Origin of the sequence: Bradyrhizobium sp. AZCC 2289 (genome assembly GCF_036924615.1) — a bacterium.
In the GTDB taxonomy this organism is placed as follows: domain Bacteria; phylum Pseudomonadota; class Alphaproteobacteria; order Rhizobiales; family Xanthobacteraceae; genus Bradyrhizobium.
In genome coordinates, this window is record NZ_JAZHRY010000001.1 from 5,680,654 (window position 1) to 5,698,890 (window position 18,237).

Annotated in this window: 19 protein-coding genes and 1 pseudogene; 14 read left to right on the forward strand and 6 right to left on the reverse strand. The window is 63.6% G+C overall.

Features of this window, described 5'->3' with window-relative positions; genetic code table 11:
- Nucleotides 1–137: 137 nt before the first annotated feature.
- Nucleotides 138–1,916: a glucan ABC transporter ATP-binding protein/ permease gene (locus V1289_RS26955; RefSeq protein ID WP_334400291.1), complete on the reverse strand. Its 1,779-nt coding sequence runs from the start codon at nucleotides 1,914–1,916 to the stop codon at nucleotides 138–140.
- 128 nt (nucleotides 1,917–2,044) lie between these two features.
- Nucleotides 2,045–3,103 carry an ABC transporter substrate-binding protein gene (locus V1289_RS26960; RefSeq protein WP_334400293.1) on the reverse strand — a complete coding sequence of 353 codons (1,059 nt, stop codon included), beginning with the start codon at nucleotides 3,101–3,103 and terminating at the stop codon, nucleotides 2,045–2,047.
- Between the two features lie 242 nt (nucleotides 3,104–3,345).
- Between V1289_RS26960 and V1289_RS26965 the strand changes: the two genes are divergently transcribed.
- From V1289_RS26965 to V1289_RS27005, 9 genes are all read left to right on the forward strand, one after another.
- Nucleotides 3,346–3,774, forward strand: coding sequence for a hypothetical protein (locus V1289_RS26965; protein WP_334400295.1), 429 nt, complete (start codon nucleotides 3,346–3,348; stop codon nucleotides 3,772–3,774).
- Between the two features lie 110 nt (nucleotides 3,775–3,884).
- Nucleotides 3,885–4,283, forward strand: coding sequence for a phosphoribosyl-ATP diphosphatase (gene hisE / locus V1289_RS26970; RefSeq protein ID WP_309181872.1), 399 nt, complete (start codon nucleotides 3,885–3,887; stop codon nucleotides 4,281–4,283).
- Nucleotides 4,284–4,377: 94 nt separating this feature from the next.
- Nucleotides 4,378–4,959: a YqaA family protein gene (locus V1289_RS26975; protein ID WP_334400297.1), complete on the forward strand. Its 582-nt coding sequence runs from the start codon at nucleotides 4,378–4,380 to the stop codon at nucleotides 4,957–4,959.
- Between the two features lie 119 nt (nucleotides 4,960–5,078).
- On the forward strand, nucleotides 5,079–5,618 hold the full coding sequence (locus V1289_RS26980) for a hypothetical protein (protein ID WP_442896198.1): 540 nt from the start codon (nucleotides 5,079–5,081) through the stop codon (nucleotides 5,616–5,618).
- Between the two features lie 137 nt (nucleotides 5,619–5,755).
- Complete coding sequence (locus tag V1289_RS26985) at nucleotides 5,756–6,724, forward strand: NAD(P)H-dependent flavin oxidoreductase (protein ID WP_334400301.1); 969 nt, start codon at nucleotides 5,756–5,758, stop codon at nucleotides 6,722–6,724.
- 261 nt (nucleotides 6,725–6,985) lie between these two features.
- Nucleotides 6,986–7,621: a uracil phosphoribosyltransferase gene (upp, locus tag V1289_RS26990; protein ID WP_334400303.1), complete on the forward strand. Its 636-nt coding sequence runs from the start codon at nucleotides 6,986–6,988 to the stop codon at nucleotides 7,619–7,621.
- Between the two features lie 10 nt (nucleotides 7,622–7,631).
- Nucleotides 7,632–8,405, forward strand: coding sequence for a thioesterase family protein (locus V1289_RS26995; protein WP_334400305.1), 774 nt, complete (start codon nucleotides 7,632–7,634; stop codon nucleotides 8,403–8,405).
- 147 nt (nucleotides 8,406–8,552) lie between these two features.
- A complete protein-coding gene (locus V1289_RS27000) occupies nucleotides 8,553–9,323 on the forward strand; it encodes an ArsR/SmtB family transcription factor (protein ID WP_334400307.1) in 771 nt (256 codons plus the stop codon).
- A 50-nt stretch (nucleotides 9,324–9,373) separates the two neighbouring features.
- Nucleotides 9,374–9,934: a dihydrofolate reductase family protein gene (locus V1289_RS27005; RefSeq protein WP_334400309.1), complete on the forward strand. Its 561-nt coding sequence runs from the start codon at nucleotides 9,374–9,376 to the stop codon at nucleotides 9,932–9,934.
- Nucleotides 9,935–10,123: 189 nt separating this feature from the next.
- Here the strand turns inward: V1289_RS27005 and V1289_RS27010 are convergent, their stop codons facing one another.
- On the reverse strand, nucleotides 10,124–11,686 hold the full coding sequence (locus V1289_RS27010; protein ID WP_334400311.1) for an AMP-binding protein: 1,563 nt from the start codon (nucleotides 11,684–11,686) through the stop codon (nucleotides 10,124–10,126).
- Between the two features lie 107 nt (nucleotides 11,687–11,793).
- On the opposite strand from V1289_RS27010, the gene V1289_RS27015 reads away from it, so the two are divergent.
- Nucleotides 11,794–12,774 carry an NAD(P)H-dependent flavin oxidoreductase gene (locus V1289_RS27015; RefSeq protein WP_334400313.1) on the forward strand — a complete coding sequence of 327 codons (981 nt, stop codon included), beginning with the start codon at nucleotides 11,794–11,796 and terminating at the stop codon, nucleotides 12,772–12,774.
- A gap of 211 nt (nucleotides 12,775–12,985) precedes the next feature.
- Here the strand turns inward: V1289_RS27015 and V1289_RS27020 are convergent, their stop codons facing one another.
- A complete protein-coding gene (locus V1289_RS27020) occupies nucleotides 12,986–13,642 on the reverse strand; it encodes a hypothetical protein (RefSeq protein WP_334400315.1) in 657 nt (218 codons plus the stop codon).
- Nucleotides 13,643–13,784: 142 nt separating this feature from the next.
- On the opposite strand from V1289_RS27020, the gene V1289_RS27025 reads away from it, so the two are divergent.
- The 4 genes from V1289_RS27025 to aspA all read left to right on the forward strand — a co-directional run bounded on the left by V1289_RS27025 (nucleotide 13,785) and on the right by aspA (nucleotide 17,305).
- Nucleotides 13,785–14,030: a hypothetical protein gene (locus V1289_RS27025; RefSeq protein WP_074271061.1), complete on the forward strand. Its 246-nt coding sequence runs from the start codon at nucleotides 13,785–13,787 to the stop codon at nucleotides 14,028–14,030.
- Between the two features lie 131 nt (nucleotides 14,031–14,161).
- The gene (locus V1289_RS27030; RefSeq protein WP_334400317.1) at nucleotides 14,162–14,881 is read left to right on the forward strand and encodes a hypothetical protein; all 720 of its coding nucleotides are present in this window, start codon (nucleotides 14,162–14,164) and stop codon (nucleotides 14,879–14,881) included.
- 219 nt (nucleotides 14,882–15,100) lie between these two features.
- On the forward strand, nucleotides 15,101–15,664 hold the full coding sequence (locus V1289_RS27035) for a hypothetical protein (protein WP_334400319.1): 564 nt from the start codon (nucleotides 15,101–15,103) through the stop codon (nucleotides 15,662–15,664).
- A gap of 183 nt (nucleotides 15,665–15,847) precedes the next feature.
- Nucleotides 15,848–17,305: an aspartate ammonia-lyase gene (gene aspA / locus V1289_RS27040; RefSeq protein ID WP_334400321.1), complete on the forward strand. Its 1,458-nt coding sequence runs from the start codon at nucleotides 15,848–15,850 to the stop codon at nucleotides 17,303–17,305.
- A gap of 42 nt (nucleotides 17,306–17,347) precedes the next feature.
- Here aspA and V1289_RS27045 read toward each other — a convergent pair whose 3' ends face one another.
- Nucleotides 17,348–17,938, reverse strand: a complete 591-nt coding sequence (locus V1289_RS27045; protein ID WP_334400323.1) for a hypothetical protein — start codon at nucleotides 17,936–17,938, stop codon at nucleotides 17,348–17,350.
- A 172-nt stretch (nucleotides 17,939–18,110) separates the two neighbouring features.
- Nucleotides 18,111–18,224, reverse strand: a pseudogene (locus V1289_RS27050) (helix-turn-helix domain-containing protein); the annotation flags it as partial.
- Nucleotides 18,225–18,237: the final 13 nt, after the last annotated feature.

Below are 18,237 nucleotides of genomic sequence, written 5' to 3' on the forward strand. Positions count from 1 at the left end.
CGTGTCCGGCGCGGTCGCTTACCGCAGCGCAAACCTATACCGGCTTGCCGATCCAGAACAGAGGCCCGGCGATTAAATCGTGGACGAATTGGACGCAATTTCGGCGAAATCCGAAGCGTGATGATGGTCCCGCCGGCCTACTTCGCCTCGATGCTGGCGCGGGCATTTTCCTGCACCATGAACTGGGCCCTTGCGAGTTCCGCAAAACGGCCGCCTTTGGCCACGAGTTCATCGAAAGTTCCGCTTTCGATCACGCGGCCGTTGTCGAACACCAGGATGCGGGTGGCGTTGCGAATGGTCGAAAGCCGGTGCGCGATCACGAAGGTGGTGCGTCCCCTCATCACTTCATCGAGAGCGGCGTTAACCTTGGCCTCGGTGACGGCGTCGAGCGCGCTGGTCGCCTCGTCGAGGATCAGGATCGGTGGGTCCTTCAAAATCGCGCGTGCGATCGACAGGCGCTGCCTTTCGCCGCCGGAGAGCATGCGGCCGCGTTCGCCGGCATGGGTTTCGAATTTCCGCTCGCCGCGTTCGATGAATTCCAGCGCCTGGGCGCGCGCGGCCGCGGTACGCATTTCCGGTTCGGTGGCGTCCGGCTTGCCGACGCGCAGATTGTCGGCGATCGAGCGGTTGAACAGCAGTGCTTCCTGGAACACGACGCCGATATTCCGCCTGAGCGCGGTCAGCTTCAGGCCGCGGATATCCATGCCGTCGATCTTGATGATGCCGGATTGCGGGTCGAAGGCGCGGTGCAACAGCGCGATCGCGGTCGACTTGCCGGCGCCGGTCGGGCCGACCAGCGCGATGGTCTGGCCGGGCAGCGCCGTGAAAGAAAGGTCTTCGACCGCGGGACGCTTGCCGTCGTAGGAGAACGACACGTCGTGGAATTCGACCAGGCCGGAGAGCCGTCCGGTATCGATCGCACCGGGGCGGTCCCGGACCGCGGGGACGGCGTCGAGTACGTCGAAGAACTCCTGCAGCCGCGGCGCTTCCATGAACACGTTGTTGATGAAGCTGACCACCTGTTCGAGCTTCTGGATCAGCATGGTCGCGAAGCTGACGAACATCACGATCTCGCCGACAGAGGTCAACCCCTGTTCGTGCAGCACGATGCCGACGGTGAAGATCGCGAGCACGGTGATGGTGGTGGAGGCGCGCGTGATGACGGTGACCAGCGCCCACCATGACAGCACCGGCATCTGCGCGGCCAACAGCTTGTCGGCGACGAAGCGCAGGCCCTGCACTTCGGCGTCGATGCGCACGAAGCTCTGCACCAGTGCGACATTGCCGAGCGCGTCGGAGGCGCGCGCCGAAAGGTCGCTGTATTGCGCCTCGACCTCGCTCTGCATTCCGTAGGTCTTGCGCACCACCAATGTGGTCAGCACCGTGAACACCACGCACAGCACGAACAGCAGGATCGCCAGCCGCCAGTTGATGTAGAGCGACAGCGGCAACAGCACGACCAGCGACAGGATCGCGGCAAAATGCTCGCGGAAGAAACCGAGCCAGAGCCGCCACAGCGCATCGGTGCCGTTCAGCATCACCTTCATCAGCCGGCCGGAATGGGTGCCGGTATGGAAGGTCAACGGCAGTTGCATGATGTGTTCGAAATAATCGGTCAAAACTGCCTGACGCTGGCGATGCGCGAGGCGATCGGCGTTGAGCGCGACCGCGGCGCTGCAGCCGATGGTGAACAGGCCGAACGCCGCCCAGGCTCCCAGCAACGGCCATGCCGAGGACGAGGAAAGCGGACCCGTCGACGGCTTGCCGGACAGCACGTCGACGATACGGCCGAACAGCACGGGTTCTGCGAACTGTGCGCCGGCCAGCAGCAAATTGGCGCCGGCGAGAATCCAGCCGAGCCGGGCCTCCTTGCCGAGCAACTCCAGGACGCGGGTATAAAGGCGAAGCATGGACATGCCGGAATGGCTGGAGGGGGCAACGGGCGCGAGCGGTCGAGCTGTATTCTAATCAGGGATCGCCGCCAAGAACCAGCGCAAGAACCAGCGCAAGAACCAGCGCAAGAACCAGCGTCCACGCCTTTTAGTCAATTGATCAGACGGACGTTGAGCGGGGGCAGGAAGGTATCGTCGAAAATATCGGCAGCCGTCGGCCGCTTCTGGAATTTGAAATCTTCCGCGATCTGGTCGATCGAGCGCTCGAACCGCGCGGTATCGATGCCGCCGATGCCGTTGTGTTTGACTTCGCCGGTGAGGATGTTGTCGGAGATCACCGTACGCAGGCGCTCGAGTTCGAGATCGCGCGATCCGCCGTCCATCCGGCTGACAACCTCATCCGCCGCACGCTCCGGCTCGCGGATGGCGAGTTGCGTGCCGGCAATGACCGCGCGCAAAAAACCCTTCACCGCCTCGGGCTTCCTGGCCGCGAATGCCGGGTTGACGATGATGGCGAACCCGTAGGCCTCGCAGCCGTAATCGGCATATTGAAACACGGCAAGGTCATCGGCCGGAACGCCGCGATCCCTCAAATTGACCGCCGACAGATAGGAAAAGCCGGCTACCGCATCGACCTGCCCCGCCGACAAGATCGGCTCGCGCACCGCGGCGCTGATTCTGTTCTGCTTGACGCTTGCGGCCTTGATCCCGTTTTGCCGCGCCAAAGCGGGCCACAGCCGGATCGAAAGATCGCCCTCGGCGACGCCGAGGGTTTTGCCTTCGATATCGGAGAGTGCGTGGATGCCCCGGCTCTTGCGGGCGACGATGGCATAGGGCGATTTGTTGAACAGCACGAACACCGCCTTGATCGGCGGCGCGCTTGCCTTGTCGTGAAAACGAATGAGTTCGTTGATATCGACCAGCGCGAAATCGCTGCTGCCGGCCGCAACCCGTGCAATGGCGTCCGGCGATCCGCTGGCGAGATTGATCGTGACCGCCAGACCTTCCGAGCTGAACAGACCGCGGGCCGACGCCAGTATGAACGGGGCCGCGCCCGCCTCGATCGGCCGATCGAGCGAAAACTGGATTGCGATCGGGGGCCGCGGTTCGTCGGCGGCCAGGCTCCGGTTCGGATCGCCGCACACGTTTGCGCAAAGGCCGATCAGCGCGGCCAGGATCGAGCGGATGGCTGTGGTCCGGATTACGCGCATCGGGCTTACGTCAGCATGGGGTGGGGCAAGTTGCCGCGCCGGCTATGTCTGTTTCACGACATCGCGCGCGTCATTACAAGCACCGAACGCACGCATTTTGCCGCATCCAGTCTGAATGGTCGATGACTGCCACGATTCCGCCAGAGATCGTTCAGCTCCCATTCGGAATCGGGAACCTAACATCGGCGCAGTGGTTAGCTATCCAAGGCCTGTCGGGCCATGCGACCACGGAGGATAATGTGATGTTTGCGCGAAAAGCTGTGTTTTCATCGATTGGCCGCGCCTGCGCGGTGGCGACGGTTGTGGCGGTTGCGCTGACGGCGGTTGAACCGTCGATGGCGTTCGCGGGCTCGGCACCCTCAGGCAAGGGCATCACGGCCGCGACCGGGACTAGCGGCGCGACGGACATCAGCGCCCGCCGCAGATATTATCGCGGTGGCGGCGGTGCTGCGGCCGCGGCCGCTTTTGCGGGGATCGTCGGAACGGGTCTGGCGATTGCCGCGGCCCAGGACCGCCGCGACTATTATGACAGCTATGGTTATTACGGCGGCGGCCCGACCTACTACGGCGGCCCGGTGTCTTACGGGGGTGGCCCGTATTACGGTGGCGGCTACTACGGCTCCAAGGCATCCGTGCCGTATTTCCGCGGCCATCCCAATGCCGGCTGGTAACGACAAAATTTTAGGAAAAACGAATCCACCGGCTGTTCCGGCCGGTGGATTTTTTTGGTGTCAAACCGACCGTTAACACGCTGGCCATGAGTTTCGATTAGGTTCGAGCAATGAGTGATTCGCTCGGGCGGCTTTATCAAGCGGTGATCGCGGCCAAGGATCTCGATCCGGCAACGTCGCGCACGGCCCGGCTGTTTCAGCGCGGTCCGGCCAAGATGGCCAAGAAACTCGCCGAGGAAGCCATCGAAGTCGTGATCGACGCCGTCAACGGCAAGACCGACGCGGTGGTCCGCGAGAGCGCGGACCTGCTCTATAACCTGACCGTTCTATGGGCGTCGGCCGGGGTAAGGCCCGAGGACGTCTGGCGCGAGATGGAGCGGCGGGAACATCTAATGGGCATTGCCGAGAAGCTGCCGAAGTCCACGGTGAAACTGTCGGCGGTCCCCGCTACCCCGGAAGTGCGGCGGCGAATTGTCGCGCTCGAAAACCGCCTGCGCAAGCGACGCTAAGCGCGCGGCTTTCGCTCGAAAACGCTGCAAGAAGCCTCAAAATCCCTCATTGACCGCCATGGACAAATGCGCCCGATGGTGGTTCATCGCGCCCATGCTGAGACGAATTTACGACTGGTGCATCGACGCCGCCGACAAGCCCTACGCGCTCTGGATTCTGGCAGCCGTAGCCTTTGCCGAAAGTTCCTTCTTCCCGGTCCCCCCCGATATCATGCTGCTGCCGATGTCGCTGGCGCGGCCGAAGCGGGCATGGTGGTTCGCCGCCATCTGCACGGTCGCGTCGGTGACCGGCGGCTTGCTCGGATATGCGATCGGCGCGCTGCTCTATGACTCGCTCGGGCACTGGCTGATCACGCTCTACGGCCTCAGCGATAAGGTCGACGCCTTCCGCGCGTCGTATGCCCAATGGGGCGCGGTGATCATCCTGGTGAAGGGTTTGACGCCGATCCCCTACAAGCTCGTCACCATCACCTCGGGTTTCGCCGGCTACAACATCGGGCTGTTTATACTGTGCTCGATTGTCGCACGCGGCGGGCGGTTCTTCGTGGTCGCCGTCCTGCTCAACCGCTACGGCGATGTCATTCGGGCCGAACTGGAAAAGCGGTTGGGTCTGTGGGTGGCGCTCGGGGCTGCGGTCCTCGTGCTTGGATTCTACATCGCGTTCAGGTTGATCTAGCCGGAAGCAGCTTTGCCGGTCCGGGCCTTCAGGTTACGCTGGCCAATATGCTCGATCGAATCGACATTCTCTTCAGGCCGTTCGGCGCGCATGTCGCGACCGCGGGCCTGGCGTTGTCGATGCTGACGATGGCGCCGGTGGCCTCCTGGCCGCAGGCCGCGCCGCCGTCTTCGCTCGGCGTGCAGTCGCCGGCGCAGCAACCGGTGCCGCAGCAACCGGTGCCGCAGCAGCCGGTGCCGCAGCAGATCGAGCCCGCGCCGCCGCCGCCAGCGGCGCGCGAGGAAAATCCGGGCCTGATCAATGAAATGGGAAAGCTGTTCGAGAAATCGCTCGCGATCCTGCCGAAAATGAAGAGCCCAGGCGAGACCATCGACGATCTCAACGCCCGCGCAAAAGATGCCGGCGAGAGCTTGTCGAACATGGCGAAGCCGTCGCTGATGGTGACCGGGCGCGCGGCGTGTGTGGTCGCCACCAACGGTGCACCGGACTGCAAGGCCGGCGCCGACAGGCTCTGTCAGAGCAAGGGTTACAAGGAAGGCAAGAGCCTCGACACCGACGCGGCCGAAAAATGCTCGCCGAAAGTGTTCCTGCCGGGCCGCAAACGCGAGCCGGGCGACTGCAAGACCGAGAATTACGTGATCCGGGCGCTATGCCAATAGAGTATGATCCGATCGGTTCATGATCCAGCGTCAAAACGCAATACTTGACAGTGGAAAGATTGGCTAGTTGGTATGATGTCTGGCATCCCCAGGGCCCAACGCCTCACTCCGCTGACTAACCCGAAGGAGCTTTTCGAATGTCCATGCCGGCCTTGTTCAAGGGGCGTCTGTCGGTTCCCGTCATCGGTGCGCCGCTGTTCATCATTTCCGTACCCGACCTGGTGATCGCGCAATGCAAGGCCGGCGTGGTCGGATCGTTCCCGGCACTGAACGCGCGGCCGGCGGCGCTGCTCGACGAATGGATCGCGCGGATCAAGGAGGAGCTCGCCGCCCACGACAAGGCGCATCCCGACCGGCTGTCGGCGCCGTTCGCGGTGAACCAGATCGTGCACAAGTCGAACAACCGGCTCGATCACGACCTTGCGGTTTGCGAGAAACACAAAGTGCCGATGATGATCACCTCGCTCGGCGCGCGCGAGGAGCTCAATCAGGCAGCCCATGGCTGGGGCGGCATCGTCTTCCACGACGTCATCAATCAGAGGTTCGCGCACAAGGCAGTCGAGAAGGGCGCCGATGGCCTGATCCTGGTCTCCGCCGGCGCCGGCGGCCATGCCGGCGAGATTTCGCCGTTCGCCTTCGTCGCGGAGACGCGGCAATGGTTCGACGGTCCGATCGCGCTGTCGGGCGCGATCGCCACCGGCCGCGCCATTCGCGCCGCGCGGATTCTCGGCGCCGACTTCGCCTATATCGGCTCCGCCTTCATCGCCACCGCGGAAGCCAATGCGGTGGAAGGCTACAAGCAGATGATCACGGCGGCGGGTGCGGAAGACATCGTCTATTCGAACCTGTTCACCGGCGTGCACGGCAATTATCTGAAGCCGTCGATCGTCGCCGCCGGCATGGATCCGGAAAACCTGCCGACCTCGGATCCGTCGAAAATGAGTTTTGGCACCGACGCGTCGGGCGAACGGGCAAAGCCAAAGGCCTGGAAGGAAATCTGGGGCAGCGGCCAGGGCGTCGGCAGCGTCGCCAAGGTGCTGCCCGCCGCCGACCTGATCGCGCGGTTCAGACAAGAATACGCCGAGGCCATCGACCCCGCGCTGTGACGCTCACTTACTTCCCTTCTCCCCTTGTGGGAGAAGGTGATCCATAGGCGGCCTTCGGCCGCCGTTCTTAAGGCAGGACGCCGATGCTTTGCATCGGCTACGGCGAAGCGAGGATCGGATGAGGGGTCTCTATCCGCGGAGACAGACCCCTCACCCGTCGCCTCACTTCGTGAGGCGCCACCCTCTCCCACAAGGGGAGAGGGAAGGAAATCGCGTGGCGCCGCTTGATGACGGGGCAACCCCTGTGCCACAAAGACCGGCATGACAGCCAGCAAGCTCAACGTCGTCAACCATCCCCTGGTCCAGCACAAGCTTACGCTGATGCGGGAGCGCGAGCGTTCGATCAAGGGCTTTCGCGAGCTCACGAACGAGATCGGGATGCTGCTTTGCTATGAAGTCACGCGCGACTTGCCGCTCGAACTGGTGGACATCGAGACGCCGCTGACCCCGATGCAGGCGCTGATGATCGCGGGCAAGAAACTGACGCTGGCGCCGATCCTGCGCGCCGGCGTCGGATTTCTGGACGGAATGCTGGCGATGGTGCCGTCGGCGCGCGTGGCGCATATCGGGCTCTATCGCGATCCCAAGACGTTGCAAGCTGTCGAATATTACTTCAAGGCGCCGCAGGATCTGTCGGATCGCACGGTGATCCTGATGGATCCGATGCTTGCGACCGGCAATTCCGCCTGCGCGGCCGCAGCCCTGCTCAAGTCGCGGGGCGCCCGTGACATCAGGTTTGTCTGCCTGCTGGCCGCGCCCGAGGGGATTGCGCACTTCCAGAAGGAGCATCCCGACATCCCGGTCTGGACCGCGGCCGTCGACGAAAGGCTGAACGACCACGGCTACATCCTGCCGGGCCTTGGCGACGCCGGCGACCGGATGTTCGGCACCAAGTGATGCCCGCTTGATGGATCCGATCTTTCGCGTCGACGGCGATCGCGTCGTCACCAGCCCCGACGCAGCCGGCCCCTGGGATCCGCGCATGCAGCACGGATCGGCGCCGGCGGCGCTGGTGGTGTGGGCGGCCGAGGCGATACCGTCGCCGGTGCCGATGCAGATTGCCCGCGTCACCATCGATCTGATGCGCCCCGTGCCGGTGGCGCCGTTGACGATCGAGCGCGAAATCTTGCGCGAGGGCCGCAAGATCCAGCTTTGCGCGATCAAACTGCTCGCCGACGGCGTTGTCGTGGTCGGCGCGACCGTGCTGAAGATCAAGACGCAGTCGCTGGCATTGCCGCCTGAGATCGCGGATTTGCCGCTTGAACTGCCGGGGCCGGATCAATCGATGGTCGAACCCGCCGACAATGCCGGCAGTCCATTCACAAAGTGCATTTCGATGCGCGCCGCGCATGGCCGCTTCGGCATGGTCGGCCCCGCCGCGATCTGGTTTCGGATCGACCAGCCGCTGATCGCGGGATCGCCGATCTCGCAGGCGATGCGCGCCGTGGTCGCGGCCGACTTTTCCAACGGCACATCGTCCGCGCTGGATTTCCGGCAATGGACCTTCATCAACGCCGACCTCAGCGTCAATTTTGCGCGGCAGCCGGTCGGCGAGTGGATCCTGCTCGATGGGGAATGCTGGATCGGCCCTGACGGCGCGGGGCTGGCGATGTCGCGGCTCGCGGATCGAAGCGGCTATTTCGGCCGCGCCGTCCAGAGCCTCGTGATCGAGAAGCGGTAACGCGTCGAAGTCACGCGATGCGCTGCCAGGCCGGGTTTTCCGTAACACAACTTGCGGGCGTCCTGCCATCGGCGGCAAGGGCTGGGCCGGTCGCATCAGCCTTGACATGTGACCAAATGGTCACCTATTATCCGTCCCATGGATGCTGTGTTCAGAGCCCTTGCGGACCCGACGCGCCGAAGCCTGCTCGACGAATTGTTCAAGCGGGATGGGCAGACGCTGAGCGAACTCGAGCAGCGGCTGCCGATGACGCGCTTCGGTGTGATGAAGCACCTGAAGGCGCTCGAGGAGGCCGGTCTCGTCGTGAGCAAGCGGCGCGGCCGCGAGAAATTGCACTTCCTGAACCCGGTTCCGATCCGGCTGGTCCACGACCGCTGGGTCAGCAAATACGCCGAACCCTGGGCCGCCGACCTGAGCGAACTCAAGCGCACATTGGAGAAGACGATGGAGAAGGTTTTCGAAATCTACATCAAGACCACGCCCGAGCGCCTCTGGCACGCCATCACCGACACCGAGATGCGGCGCAAATACACGTTCGGCGCCGTCGTCACGTCGGATTGGGCCCAGGGCTCGCGCTACGAGGGCCGCGGCCACGGCAATTTGATCTTCGAGGGCGAGAATCTGGAGATCCATCCGCCGCGCCGGCTGGTGCAGAGTTTTCGGGCGGTCTGGGGCGAGGACGTCAAGGGCGAGGGGACGTCGCGGGTGACCTGGGAGATCGAACAGGTCGGCGATTCCTGCCGGCTCACCGTCACCCACGATCAGCTGCGCGACGGCGCCAACAACCAGCTCTATGGCGGCTGGCCGATGATTCTCTCCGGAATCAAGACGCTGCTGGAGTCCGGCGAAATGCTGACGACGCCGGGATCGCTGCGCTGGGTGGAAGGCCGGACCGAGCAGCTGCCCGAAGTGCACTGATCGCGAATTTTCGCGGGCGATCGACCACCAAATCCCGGAAGGAGCAATCAATGCCAAAGCTGGTTGTCTACAATTCGATGTCGCTGGATGGCTATTTCACCGATGCCAATGGCGACATGAGCTGGGCCCATAAGCAGGACCCGGAGTGGCAGGCCTTCGTTGCGGAGAACGCGCGCGGCGGCGGCCAGCTGCTGTTCGGCCGGATCACCTATGATTTGATGGCGAGCTTCTGGCCGACGCCGCTTGCGATGCAAAGCAATCCCATCATTGCCGAGCGGATGAACAACTTAAGGAAATACGTGTTTTCCACGACGATGGACCAGGCCTCATGGAGCAACACCACGCTGTTCAAGGGCGATCTTGCGACCGAAGTCCGCAAGCTGAAGCAAAAGCCCGGTCCAGACATCGTGATCATGGGAAGCGGCAGCCTCGTCGCCCAATTGGCGGAAGCCGGATTGATCGACGAATACCAGATCGTGCTCAACCCGCTCGTCGTCGGCAGCGGCCGCACGCTGTTCGAGGGCGTCAAGCGCAAGCTGCCGATGAAGCTCGCGAAGTCGCGGGCGTTCGGCAATGGCAATGTCGTGCTGTTCTACGAGCCGGCGGCGTGAGGCAGATTCAGCAGCACTCGGGTCCCGGATGCTGCGCAGCGCCATCAGCGCGTTCACGCGCGTCTTCGACGCGCTATGTCTTGCGGCGTGGTGCGCTGCTGATCCGGGACCCAGCAAGCGGCACTGAGGGTCCCGGCTCTGCGGAGCAGCGCTAAGAGGCGCTGCACCGCGTCCGGGACACGAGAGCATCTACCCCACCATCCGCTCGTGGCCGACCCAAAAGCCCGCCTTCAGCACCTTCTTGTCGACCTTGCCGACGCCGGTCATCGGCAGCTCCTTGACGAACTTGATGTGCTTTGGCGCGTGCGCCGAACCCTTCCTGGCTTTGACGAGGTTGATCAGTTCGTCCGCGTTCGGCCTCGTACCGTCGCGCGCGACGATCACGGCGGTAACGGCCTCGCCCCATTTGTCGTCGGGCACGCCCACGACGGCGACCATGGCGACGTCGGCGTGCTCCGACAACACATCCTCGATCTCGCGCGGAAAAATGTTGAAGCCGCCGGAGACGATCATGTCCTTCTTGCGGTCGAGGATGAACATGTAACCGCGCTCGTCGGCGCGGGCGATGTCGCCGGTATGCAGCCAGCCACTCTTCAGCGTTTCCGCGGTCTGCTCGGGCCGTCTCCAGTATTCCGCCATCACATGCGTGGCGCGCACGCAGATCTCGCCGGCCTCGCCGGTTGCGACCTCCTGGTCGTCATTGTCCAAAATCCTGACCTGGCATGCGGCAATCGGGAATCCGCAGGACAGGAACAGCTCGGGCGTCTTGGGATCGTGGTCCGCCTTGCGCAGCACCGAGACCGGATAGCATTCGGTCTGGCCATAGAGCTGCGAGAACACCGGCCCGATCCGCTCGATGCCCTCGACCAGCCGGCTCGGCGACATCGCCGACGCCCCATAAAGCAGCAATTCGAGCGAGGACAGATCGGTCTTGTCGAGCGAAGGATGATCCAGCATCACATAGATCATGGTCGGCACGAACAGCGTGAAGTTGATGCGCTCGCGCGCGATCGTCTTGAACACCGCCTCCGGATCGAAGCCCTTGAGCATATGCACGGTGCCACCGCGCATCAGCGTCGGCAGCACCTTGGTGCCGGCGACGTGGCTGATCGGCGCCACCGTGAGATAGCGCGGCGTTTCCGGAATTTCGAAATCGGCCAGGATCGCGCTGGCAAAGCCGCCATATTCGCGGTGGTAACGCAGCGCGCCCTTGGATTTGCCGGTCGTGCCGCCGGTGTAATTCAGCGTCGCGATATCGTCGGGGCCGGCGAGGCAGCGCGGGCTCGCGTGGCCGGCGGTCTCGATCGCCTGCAACAGGTCGACGCCGTAATTGGCCGGCCCGAGCGTAAAGACGGTTTTCACGCCGAGCGCCTTGGCGGCGAGATCGCCGCCGCGATCGCGGAACGTGACGCCGTCGATCACCAGCATCTGCGCCTCGGAATCCTCGAGCTGGAACAGTTGATCGTCGAGCGATCCCAGGGGATGCAGCCAGGTGATCGCAAGCCGCGCCAGTTGCGCGGCTACTCCCGCGCACCAGGTGTCGGCGCGGTTGGCGGTCAAAAACGCGACGCGGGTGCCGGGCGCAAAGCCGAGCTGCATGAACACTTTCTGGATCCGCCCGATCAGGTCGGTCGCGCCCTGATAGCTGATTGATCCGCCCGGCCAGCTGAACGCCGTGCGCGACGGGTAGCGCGCCAGCGCGCGCAGCGTCTGTTCGCACGTCGATGGAAACGCATAGAGCGGATCGCTCATTCTCTCGTCCTCCCAATTGTGTCGCTTTGTCTTCGGCGTTTGATCGTGCCAAAGTTGGCCGCAACGCTAGCACACAAAAGCCGCTGCTCAAGCCGGGAACAAGCCCTTTGCCAACCGCCGATCCTCTTTCGCGCTTCTGCGACCGGCTCAGCCTGCCGTTGATCGCCGCACCGATGTTCCTCGTCTCCGGGGTCGAACTGGTGGCGGCCGCCTGCCGTAACGGCGTGATCGGTTCATTCCCGACGGTGAATTGCCGCAGCCCCGAGGAGCTCGATGGCTGGCTCGGCGAGATAGACCAGCGGCTGCGCCAGCATTCGGACGCAAGCGGCAAGCCCGCGGCGCCGGTTTGCGCGAACCTGATCGTGCATCGCTCCAACGCGCGGCTCGCGCAGGATCTAGCGGTGTTGCTGCGGCACCGGCCCGAGATGGTCATCACATCGGTCGGATCGCCGGCGCCGGTGCTGGTGCCGCTGCACGATGCCGGCGCGCTGGTTTTCGCCGATGTCGCCAGCATCCGCCACGCCGAGCGCGCGGTGGCCGCCGGCGCCGACGGGCTGGTGCTGCTGACGGCGGGCGCGGGCGGCCAGACCGGCTGGCTCAACCCGTTCGTGTTCGTGCGCGCGGTGCGGGCGTTCTTCGACGGGCCGGTGGTGCTCGCGGGCGGCATCGGCGACGGCCACGCGCTCCGTGCGGCGCAGGCGCTCGGCTGCGATCTCGCCTATATGGGCACCAAATTCATCGCCACACGCGAAAGCATGGCGGACGCGCGATACAAGGCGATGCTGGTCGCCAGCTCCGCCGACGATATTCTGCTGACCACCGCGTTCACGGGATTGCAGACCAACATGCTGCGGCCGTCGATCGAGGCGGCAGGCCTCGACCCCGACGATCTGCCGCAGCGCGGCGCGATCGAAATCGGCAAGGACATCGACGTCGGCGCGCGCGAAAACCGCCCGAAACGCTGGCGCGATATCTGGAGCGCAGGCCATGCGACCTCGGGTGTGACCGAGGTGCTCCCGGTCGATGAACTCGTGGCGCGGACGGTTGCGGAATACGAAGCCGCGAGTGCGCATGTGAAGCTCGGCTGAGAGAAACGCTCAATTTGTAAACGGGCATTCACTGTCATGCCCCGCTTCAATGTTTAGCCCGGACACCCGTCAGCGATCTGTCCGGACCAAACATTCAAGCGGGGCATCCAGTACACCGCGGCACACGTCGTGATTACGATGCAGGACACGGAGTACTGGATCGCCCGGTCAAGCCGGGCGACGACGAGAGGAGAAGTGGTTCGAGGCAGCCCTAGTTCGCCACGAAATACCAATCCTTGCCGTAGCGCACGAGCCGGGTCGGCGGCTTGTCGTCGAACTCGGAGAATTTTTTGGGATCGCCGCCAGACGGCACGTGCAGGAAGCCGGTGAAAGTGTGCTTCAGGCCGCGCGATGTCAGGAACAGCACATAGGTGCCCTGGTCGGTCTGGTCGACGACGATGTCGTTACCGCCTGCGGAGACATTCGGCGCGTCGTCGCCGAGCGCGATCAGGTTTTCGTTGGTGTCGACATTGGGCTTGAGATCGCCGGCTTCGACCCGCGCCACGATCCGTTCGCGCTCAGTGCGGTGCCAGTCGAAATTTCGCTGTAACGCGATCTGCTGCAGCGGCGCGTAGGCGAGGATCGTAAGCGTCAACGCGCAAATGAAAAACGGTGCCGCGAACTGGGCCCCGCCGTGGCGGACCCTTATCAGCAATGTCGCCGACCACAGGCCGCAGCCGAAAAACATCAAGGCGACCAGCGGCAGGATGCCGAGCAGGACAAAGCTCAAAGGCCAGTCCGCCATCGCCAATTCGAAGGTCGCAATCAACAGCGTGACGATCGAGACGGTGGTGGCCGCCAGCAAGGCGGTGCGGACCGACGGCGTTGCCGCCGCTTCCGTCGTGCTCTGATGTGTCGATCCCGCCATTCAAAACCGTTCCGCGGCGCCATCGGCGCCCTGTCGAGGCTGCGCGGCCTTAACGCGCCGTTAACCACGGCAGCCCCAACAATAGTCCCAGAGGATGGTCCGCCGCCACCACCGGACCGCCCGACAGAGAAGGGGATGCGAGATGGATTTCGAGGCGCTTTTTGCAAAAACCCCGGCGACAATCGATGAACTCAAGACCCGGGTGTTTTATGCCCTGCAGCGGCATCCGATGTGCCGCAGCGTCGAATTCGACATCGTCAGCACGCCCCGCACGCGCAGGACCAACTGGACGGTCAGCCTGCGCTCGGTCGCGCCGGGCGCGGTATGGGAAGCGCACGAAATCGTCGCGGATATCCAGGATGCCTATGATCTGGCGGCGGCGGCCTGAATTTCCGGTTGTTTCAGCACGATTTTCAGCTCTTTCCCCGTGCCGTGACCCCTTCAGCGGCATGGTAAAGCCTTAATTAGCATCCAGTTTTCGAGGGTAGGCCGAGGCGGTCGACGCGAATGGAGACCTTTTTGACCAGAGCCATTACCCTCGTCGCGCTGACCTGTTTCCTCGTGGTCGGTGCCGCCGCCACCAGTATTCTCGGCCGCGACAGTGTATCGGCGGCGCGATACGAGGTGGCTTCTGCGGTGATCGACAAGCCCCTTGTTTCGAACAAGGAAGCCAAGAAGGACCGGCTTGCCGTCGCCGCTTTGGCGCTGGCGTCGTTCGAACCGCCGCAAACCCAAATTCCGGCACAGGTTCAAGCCGAGCCGCAAGCCCAGACCCAACCTCAAACCCAAGCCCAACCTCAATCTGTGCTACTGACCGAACCGCAGCGCCAGGCCTATGCCTCCGGCGCCCCCTCTGACATCGTCATGCCGAAGCTGGCCGACCCGGCCGCGGCGCCGAAGCCGAAGGCCGCCAGCAAGCCGCAGCCGCAAAAGACCTACGCGCTATTGAGCGACATGCAGATCGCCGGCATCAAGGAACGCCTGAAATTGTCCTCAGCGCAGGAATCCTATTGGCCGCCGGTGGAGAGCGCGTTGCGCGCCGTCGCCCGCAAGATCCACGCCAAGCGGCAGGTCGACCCGGGCGCCACCGGCGTGCCGATCGATCCCGACTCCGAAGAAGTCCAGCAATTGAAATCTGCGGCAATGCCGCTGCTGTTCCAGCTCCGCGAAGACCAGAAGAGCGAAGTGCGTTCGCTCGCCCGCATCATCGGGCTGGAAAAAGTCGCCGCGATGATTTGAGCGGTTGAAGCCGCCACGCCGCTGTTTCCTGAAAGCTGAATCCAATCGTATCGACGCGCGGCCGCGCGAGATATGCGTCGTGATCATCGCTGATCGCCGGGTTCCTGCCCGCGCGTGCGCCTTCGCGTCGGAACATCGGCCCACCCCTGCGCGTTTGCCTGCAGGAATAGGAGCCGAGCCATGCGCACATCGACAGCTTATTTCGCGGGAGCGGGAACCGTGATCGCGGCCATCGTTGCGGGCCTTGGCGGCGGGCTGCTGGTGGCCAACATCGTCAACCCCCATCCGTCCAGGAATGGCACCGAGATGACCAGGCTGGAGCAACGGATGTCGGCGCGGCCGATACGTGTGATCGCAGACCCTTCGGAACCGGTGCCGTATCTCGCGGCGACGCAGGCAGCGGCAACGAATCCCGTCGTCGTCGCGGCGCCCGTGGAGAACCAACCGCAGCAAACTCAGACAGAACCGGCGAACGCCACGCAGGCCGCGGCGCAGCCGGCCGTGGCGCCGGTCGCACAAGCTCCAGCACGTGCAGAGGCCGCTTCAGGCGAAGACTCATCTGCAAAGGTCCGCGACGTCGACATGAAGCGGGCCGGCGCAGAGAAGCGGCGAGCCGACCGCCGCCAGCAATGGGCCGGGAAGCGCCGGTACCAGCAGCGGCAGGAGCAGGAGCTGCGTGACGTCGAGCAGAAGGTCAGGGAGCAAACCGAGCCGGCGCAAGCTTTCGCGGCCGAGCCGGTGAAGCTCGATATGCCCAGGATCAGATTGTTCGATGCGGAGTGAATGACGGCTGGCCGGGTTGATCGCAGAATTCGTCGCAAATACCGGCGGCGCATCGTGACCGCCTCGCCGCCGCCGCGCCAAAGCCTGCGCGTCTCCGGACGGTCACATTTGATGAGGCTTGGAAAGATCGCCCCTTCCTGATCTTATCGGGAGCTCACCAACACCCCCGACGAGAGGGCTCCGATGAGCACGCGACGCGAACACGATCTTCTGGGCGACCGGGATGTACCGGCAGACGCTTACTACGGCGTTCACACGCTCCGCGCGGTGGAGAATTTTCCGATCAGCGGTACCCCGATCTCGATCTATCCGGATCTCGTCGCGGCGCTGGCCTCGATCAAGCTGGCGGCGGCGAAGAGCAACCGGGAGCTTGGGCTACTGGATGCCAAGCTGGCCGATGCCATCGTCGCCGCCGCCGAGGAAGTGCGGGCCGGAAAATGGCATGAGCAATTCGTGGTCGACGTCATCCAGGGCGGCGCCGGCACCTCGACCAACATGAACGCCAACGAGGTGATTGCGAACCGCGCGCTGGAGCTATTGGGCCGGCCGAAGGGCGATTACAAGTTTCTGCATCCCAACGAGCACGTCAATATGAGCCAGAGCACCAACGACGTCTATCCGACGGCGCTCAAGATCGCGGGCTATTCGGGAATCATGCGGCTGGTCGAAGCCATGGCGGTGCTGCGCGAAGCCTTCGAGCACAAGTCCGATGAGTTCAGGGACATCGTCAAGATGGGCCGCACCCAGTTGCAGGACGCGGTGCCGATGACGCTGGGACAGGAGTTCTCGACCTACGCGGTGATGCTGGGCGAGGACGAGCAGCGGCTGAAGGAGGCGGTGCTGCTGATTTGCGAAATCAACATGGGAGCGACCGCGATCGGCACCGGCATCAATTCGCATCCGGACTATGCCGGGCTGGTGTGCCGGCATTTGCGGTCAGTCACCGGCATTCCGGTGGTGACAGCGACGAACCTGATCGAGGCGACCCAGGACTGCGGCGCGTTCGTGCAGCTTTCCGGCGTGCTCAAGCGCGTGGCGGTGAAACTGTCGAAGACCTGCAACGATCTGCGGCTGCTGTCGTCCGGCCCGCGCGTCGGCCTCGGCGAGATCAACCTGCCGCCGATGCAGGCCGGCTCCAGCATCATGCCGGGCAAGGTCAACCCCGTGATACCCGAGGTCGTCAACCAGATCGCCTTCGAGGTGATCGGCAACGACGTCACCGTGAGCTTTGCGGCCGAGGCCGGCCAGTTGCAGCTCAATGCGTTCGAGCCGATCATCGCCCACAGCCTGTTCAAGAGCGTCAATCATCTGCGCGCCGGCTGCCTGACCCTGGCGACGAAATGCGTCAGCGGCATCACCGCCAATCGCGAGCATCTGCGCCGCGGCGTCGAAAACTCGATCGGCATCGTGACCGCGCTCAACCCCTATATCGGCTACGCCAACGCCACCGAGATCGCCCAGCAGGCACTGGTCACGGGCGCCAGCGTCTACGACCTGGTGCTGGAAAAGAAGCTTCTGACGCGCGAGCAACTCGACCAGATCCTGCAGCCGGAGGTGCTGACGCAGCCGCGGGCGTTTGCGGTGACGTCGGTGGCGGGGCAGCCGCAGGTAGAGATGGTGGTGCCGAAGGAGATCGGATGAGGGGGATGGATCGCTTGGAAGGAAGGTCCTTTCTTGTGCCATTCAGCTAAAGTCGATCTCGATCCGCACTTTCTCCGACGTAACGCCGGCATCGCGTGCAATGTTCGTGCGGTGCTGCTCGATGCGATCGCGGAGCGTCATCGAACCCTCGACGTCGTTCTTGGTCAGCGGAGGACCACTTTCGGCCTTTCCATCTTCAGTTTCCTCGATCAGCCCGCTGACGTCGATCGATCCCGGTAGCCGATACGTTTGCCAAAGCTTTTGATTGAGGTGCGGGGAGAGATCTTTGAGGCCGAGATCGAGCTGCGTGAGTACATAGTCGCGCACGGTCCGAGACGGGATCAGAAACGCAGAGACCGTGGTCAGCGTCGCAGGGATAACCGCCAGCACATAATCGTAGGTCAGCGCAGTCGAAACCCGATCTGGAATGCTGTGGCTGAGGACCTCCTTTTCCGTGAAGACCATTGGTAGTTGTGGCAGGTTGCAGGTCCGCACTTGGACGGTGCTGCCGCCCGCGACCCTCTTAACGGTTGCCCTGTGGTGGGCCCCTTCAACAGCACCGATGATTGAGTAGCCACCCTGTTCCAGCAGGCGGAGCCCGGCTTCGACCATCAGCTTCTGACTAATCGGCATAAGAGGATGTCCATCGGTTAGCGGTCGCGCGACACCGATAGATTACCGATAAAAAACCAATAGTCAACCAACGATATTACCAATAATACCGATGTATACCAATGAGCGCGTAGCGCGGATCGGAGCCGAAGGCGTAATCCGCCATTAGAGGTGCGATAGCCGAGACCAAGCCTCAGCGTTGCTGCTCGCCCCGCGCCTTGTTGCGGACGTTGGAGGGTGGCGCGCCATAGTGCCGGCGGAAGGCCCGATTGAAATAGGACAGGTCGCCAAAACCCGCATCGAACGCACGCGGTCGGCTC

What these genes read in the sequence shown, in the direction of transcription:
- V1289_RS26960 (WP_334400293.1), bottom strand. Translation starts at nt 3,103, where the DNA reads ATGCGCGTAATCCGGACCACAGCCATCCGCTCGATCCTGGCCGCGCTG.
- V1289_RS26995 (WP_334400305.1), top strand. Translation starts at nt 7,632, where the DNA reads ATGGATCCGATCTTTCGCGTCGACGGCGATCGCGTCGTCACCAGCCCC.
- V1289_RS26985 (WP_334400301.1), top strand. Translation starts at nt 5,756, where the DNA reads ATGTCCATGCCGGCCTTGTTCAAGGGGCGTCTGTCGGTTCCCGTCATC.
- V1289_RS26965 (WP_334400295.1), top strand. Translation starts at nt 3,346, where the DNA reads ATGTTTGCGCGAAAAGCTGTGTTTTCATCGATTGGCCGCGCCTGCGCG.
- hisE (WP_309181872.1), top strand. Translation starts at nt 3,885, where the DNA reads ATGAGTGATTCGCTCGGGCGGCTTTATCAAGCGGTGATCGCGGCCAAG.
- aspA (WP_334400321.1), top strand. Translation starts at nt 15,848, where the DNA reads ATGAGCACGCGACGCGAACACGATCTTCTGGGCGACCGGGATGTACCG.
- V1289_RS26955 (WP_334400291.1), bottom strand. Translation starts at nt 1,916, where the DNA reads ATGTCCATGCTTCGCCTTTATACCCGCGTCCTGGAGTTGCTCGGCAAG.
- V1289_RS27020 (WP_334400315.1), bottom strand. Translation starts at nt 13,642, where the DNA reads ATGGCGGGATCGACACATCAGAGCACGACGGAAGCGGCGGCAACGCCG.
- V1289_RS27045 (WP_334400323.1), bottom strand. Translation starts at nt 17,938, where the DNA reads ATGCCGATTAGTCAGAAGCTGATGGTCGAAGCCGGGCTCCGCCTGCTG.
- V1289_RS26980 (WP_442896198.1), top strand. Translation starts at nt 5,079, where the DNA reads ATGCTGACGATGGCGCCGGTGGCCTCCTGGCCGCAGGCCGCGCCGCCG.
- V1289_RS27010 (WP_334400311.1), bottom strand. Translation starts at nt 11,686, where the DNA reads ATGAGCGATCCGCTCTATGCGTTTCCATCGACGTGCGAACAGACGCTG.
- V1289_RS27025 (WP_074271061.1), top strand. Translation starts at nt 13,785, where the DNA reads ATGGATTTCGAGGCGCTTTTTGCAAAAACCCCGGCGACAATCGATGAA.
- V1289_RS27005 (WP_334400309.1), top strand. Translation starts at nt 9,374, where the DNA reads ATGCCAAAGCTGGTTGTCTACAATTCGATGTCGCTGGATGGCTATTTC.
- V1289_RS26975 (WP_334400297.1), top strand. Translation starts at nt 4,378, where the DNA reads ATGCTGAGACGAATTTACGACTGGTGCATCGACGCCGCCGACAAGCCC.
- upp (WP_334400303.1), top strand. Translation starts at nt 6,986, where the DNA reads ATGACAGCCAGCAAGCTCAACGTCGTCAACCATCCCCTGGTCCAGCAC.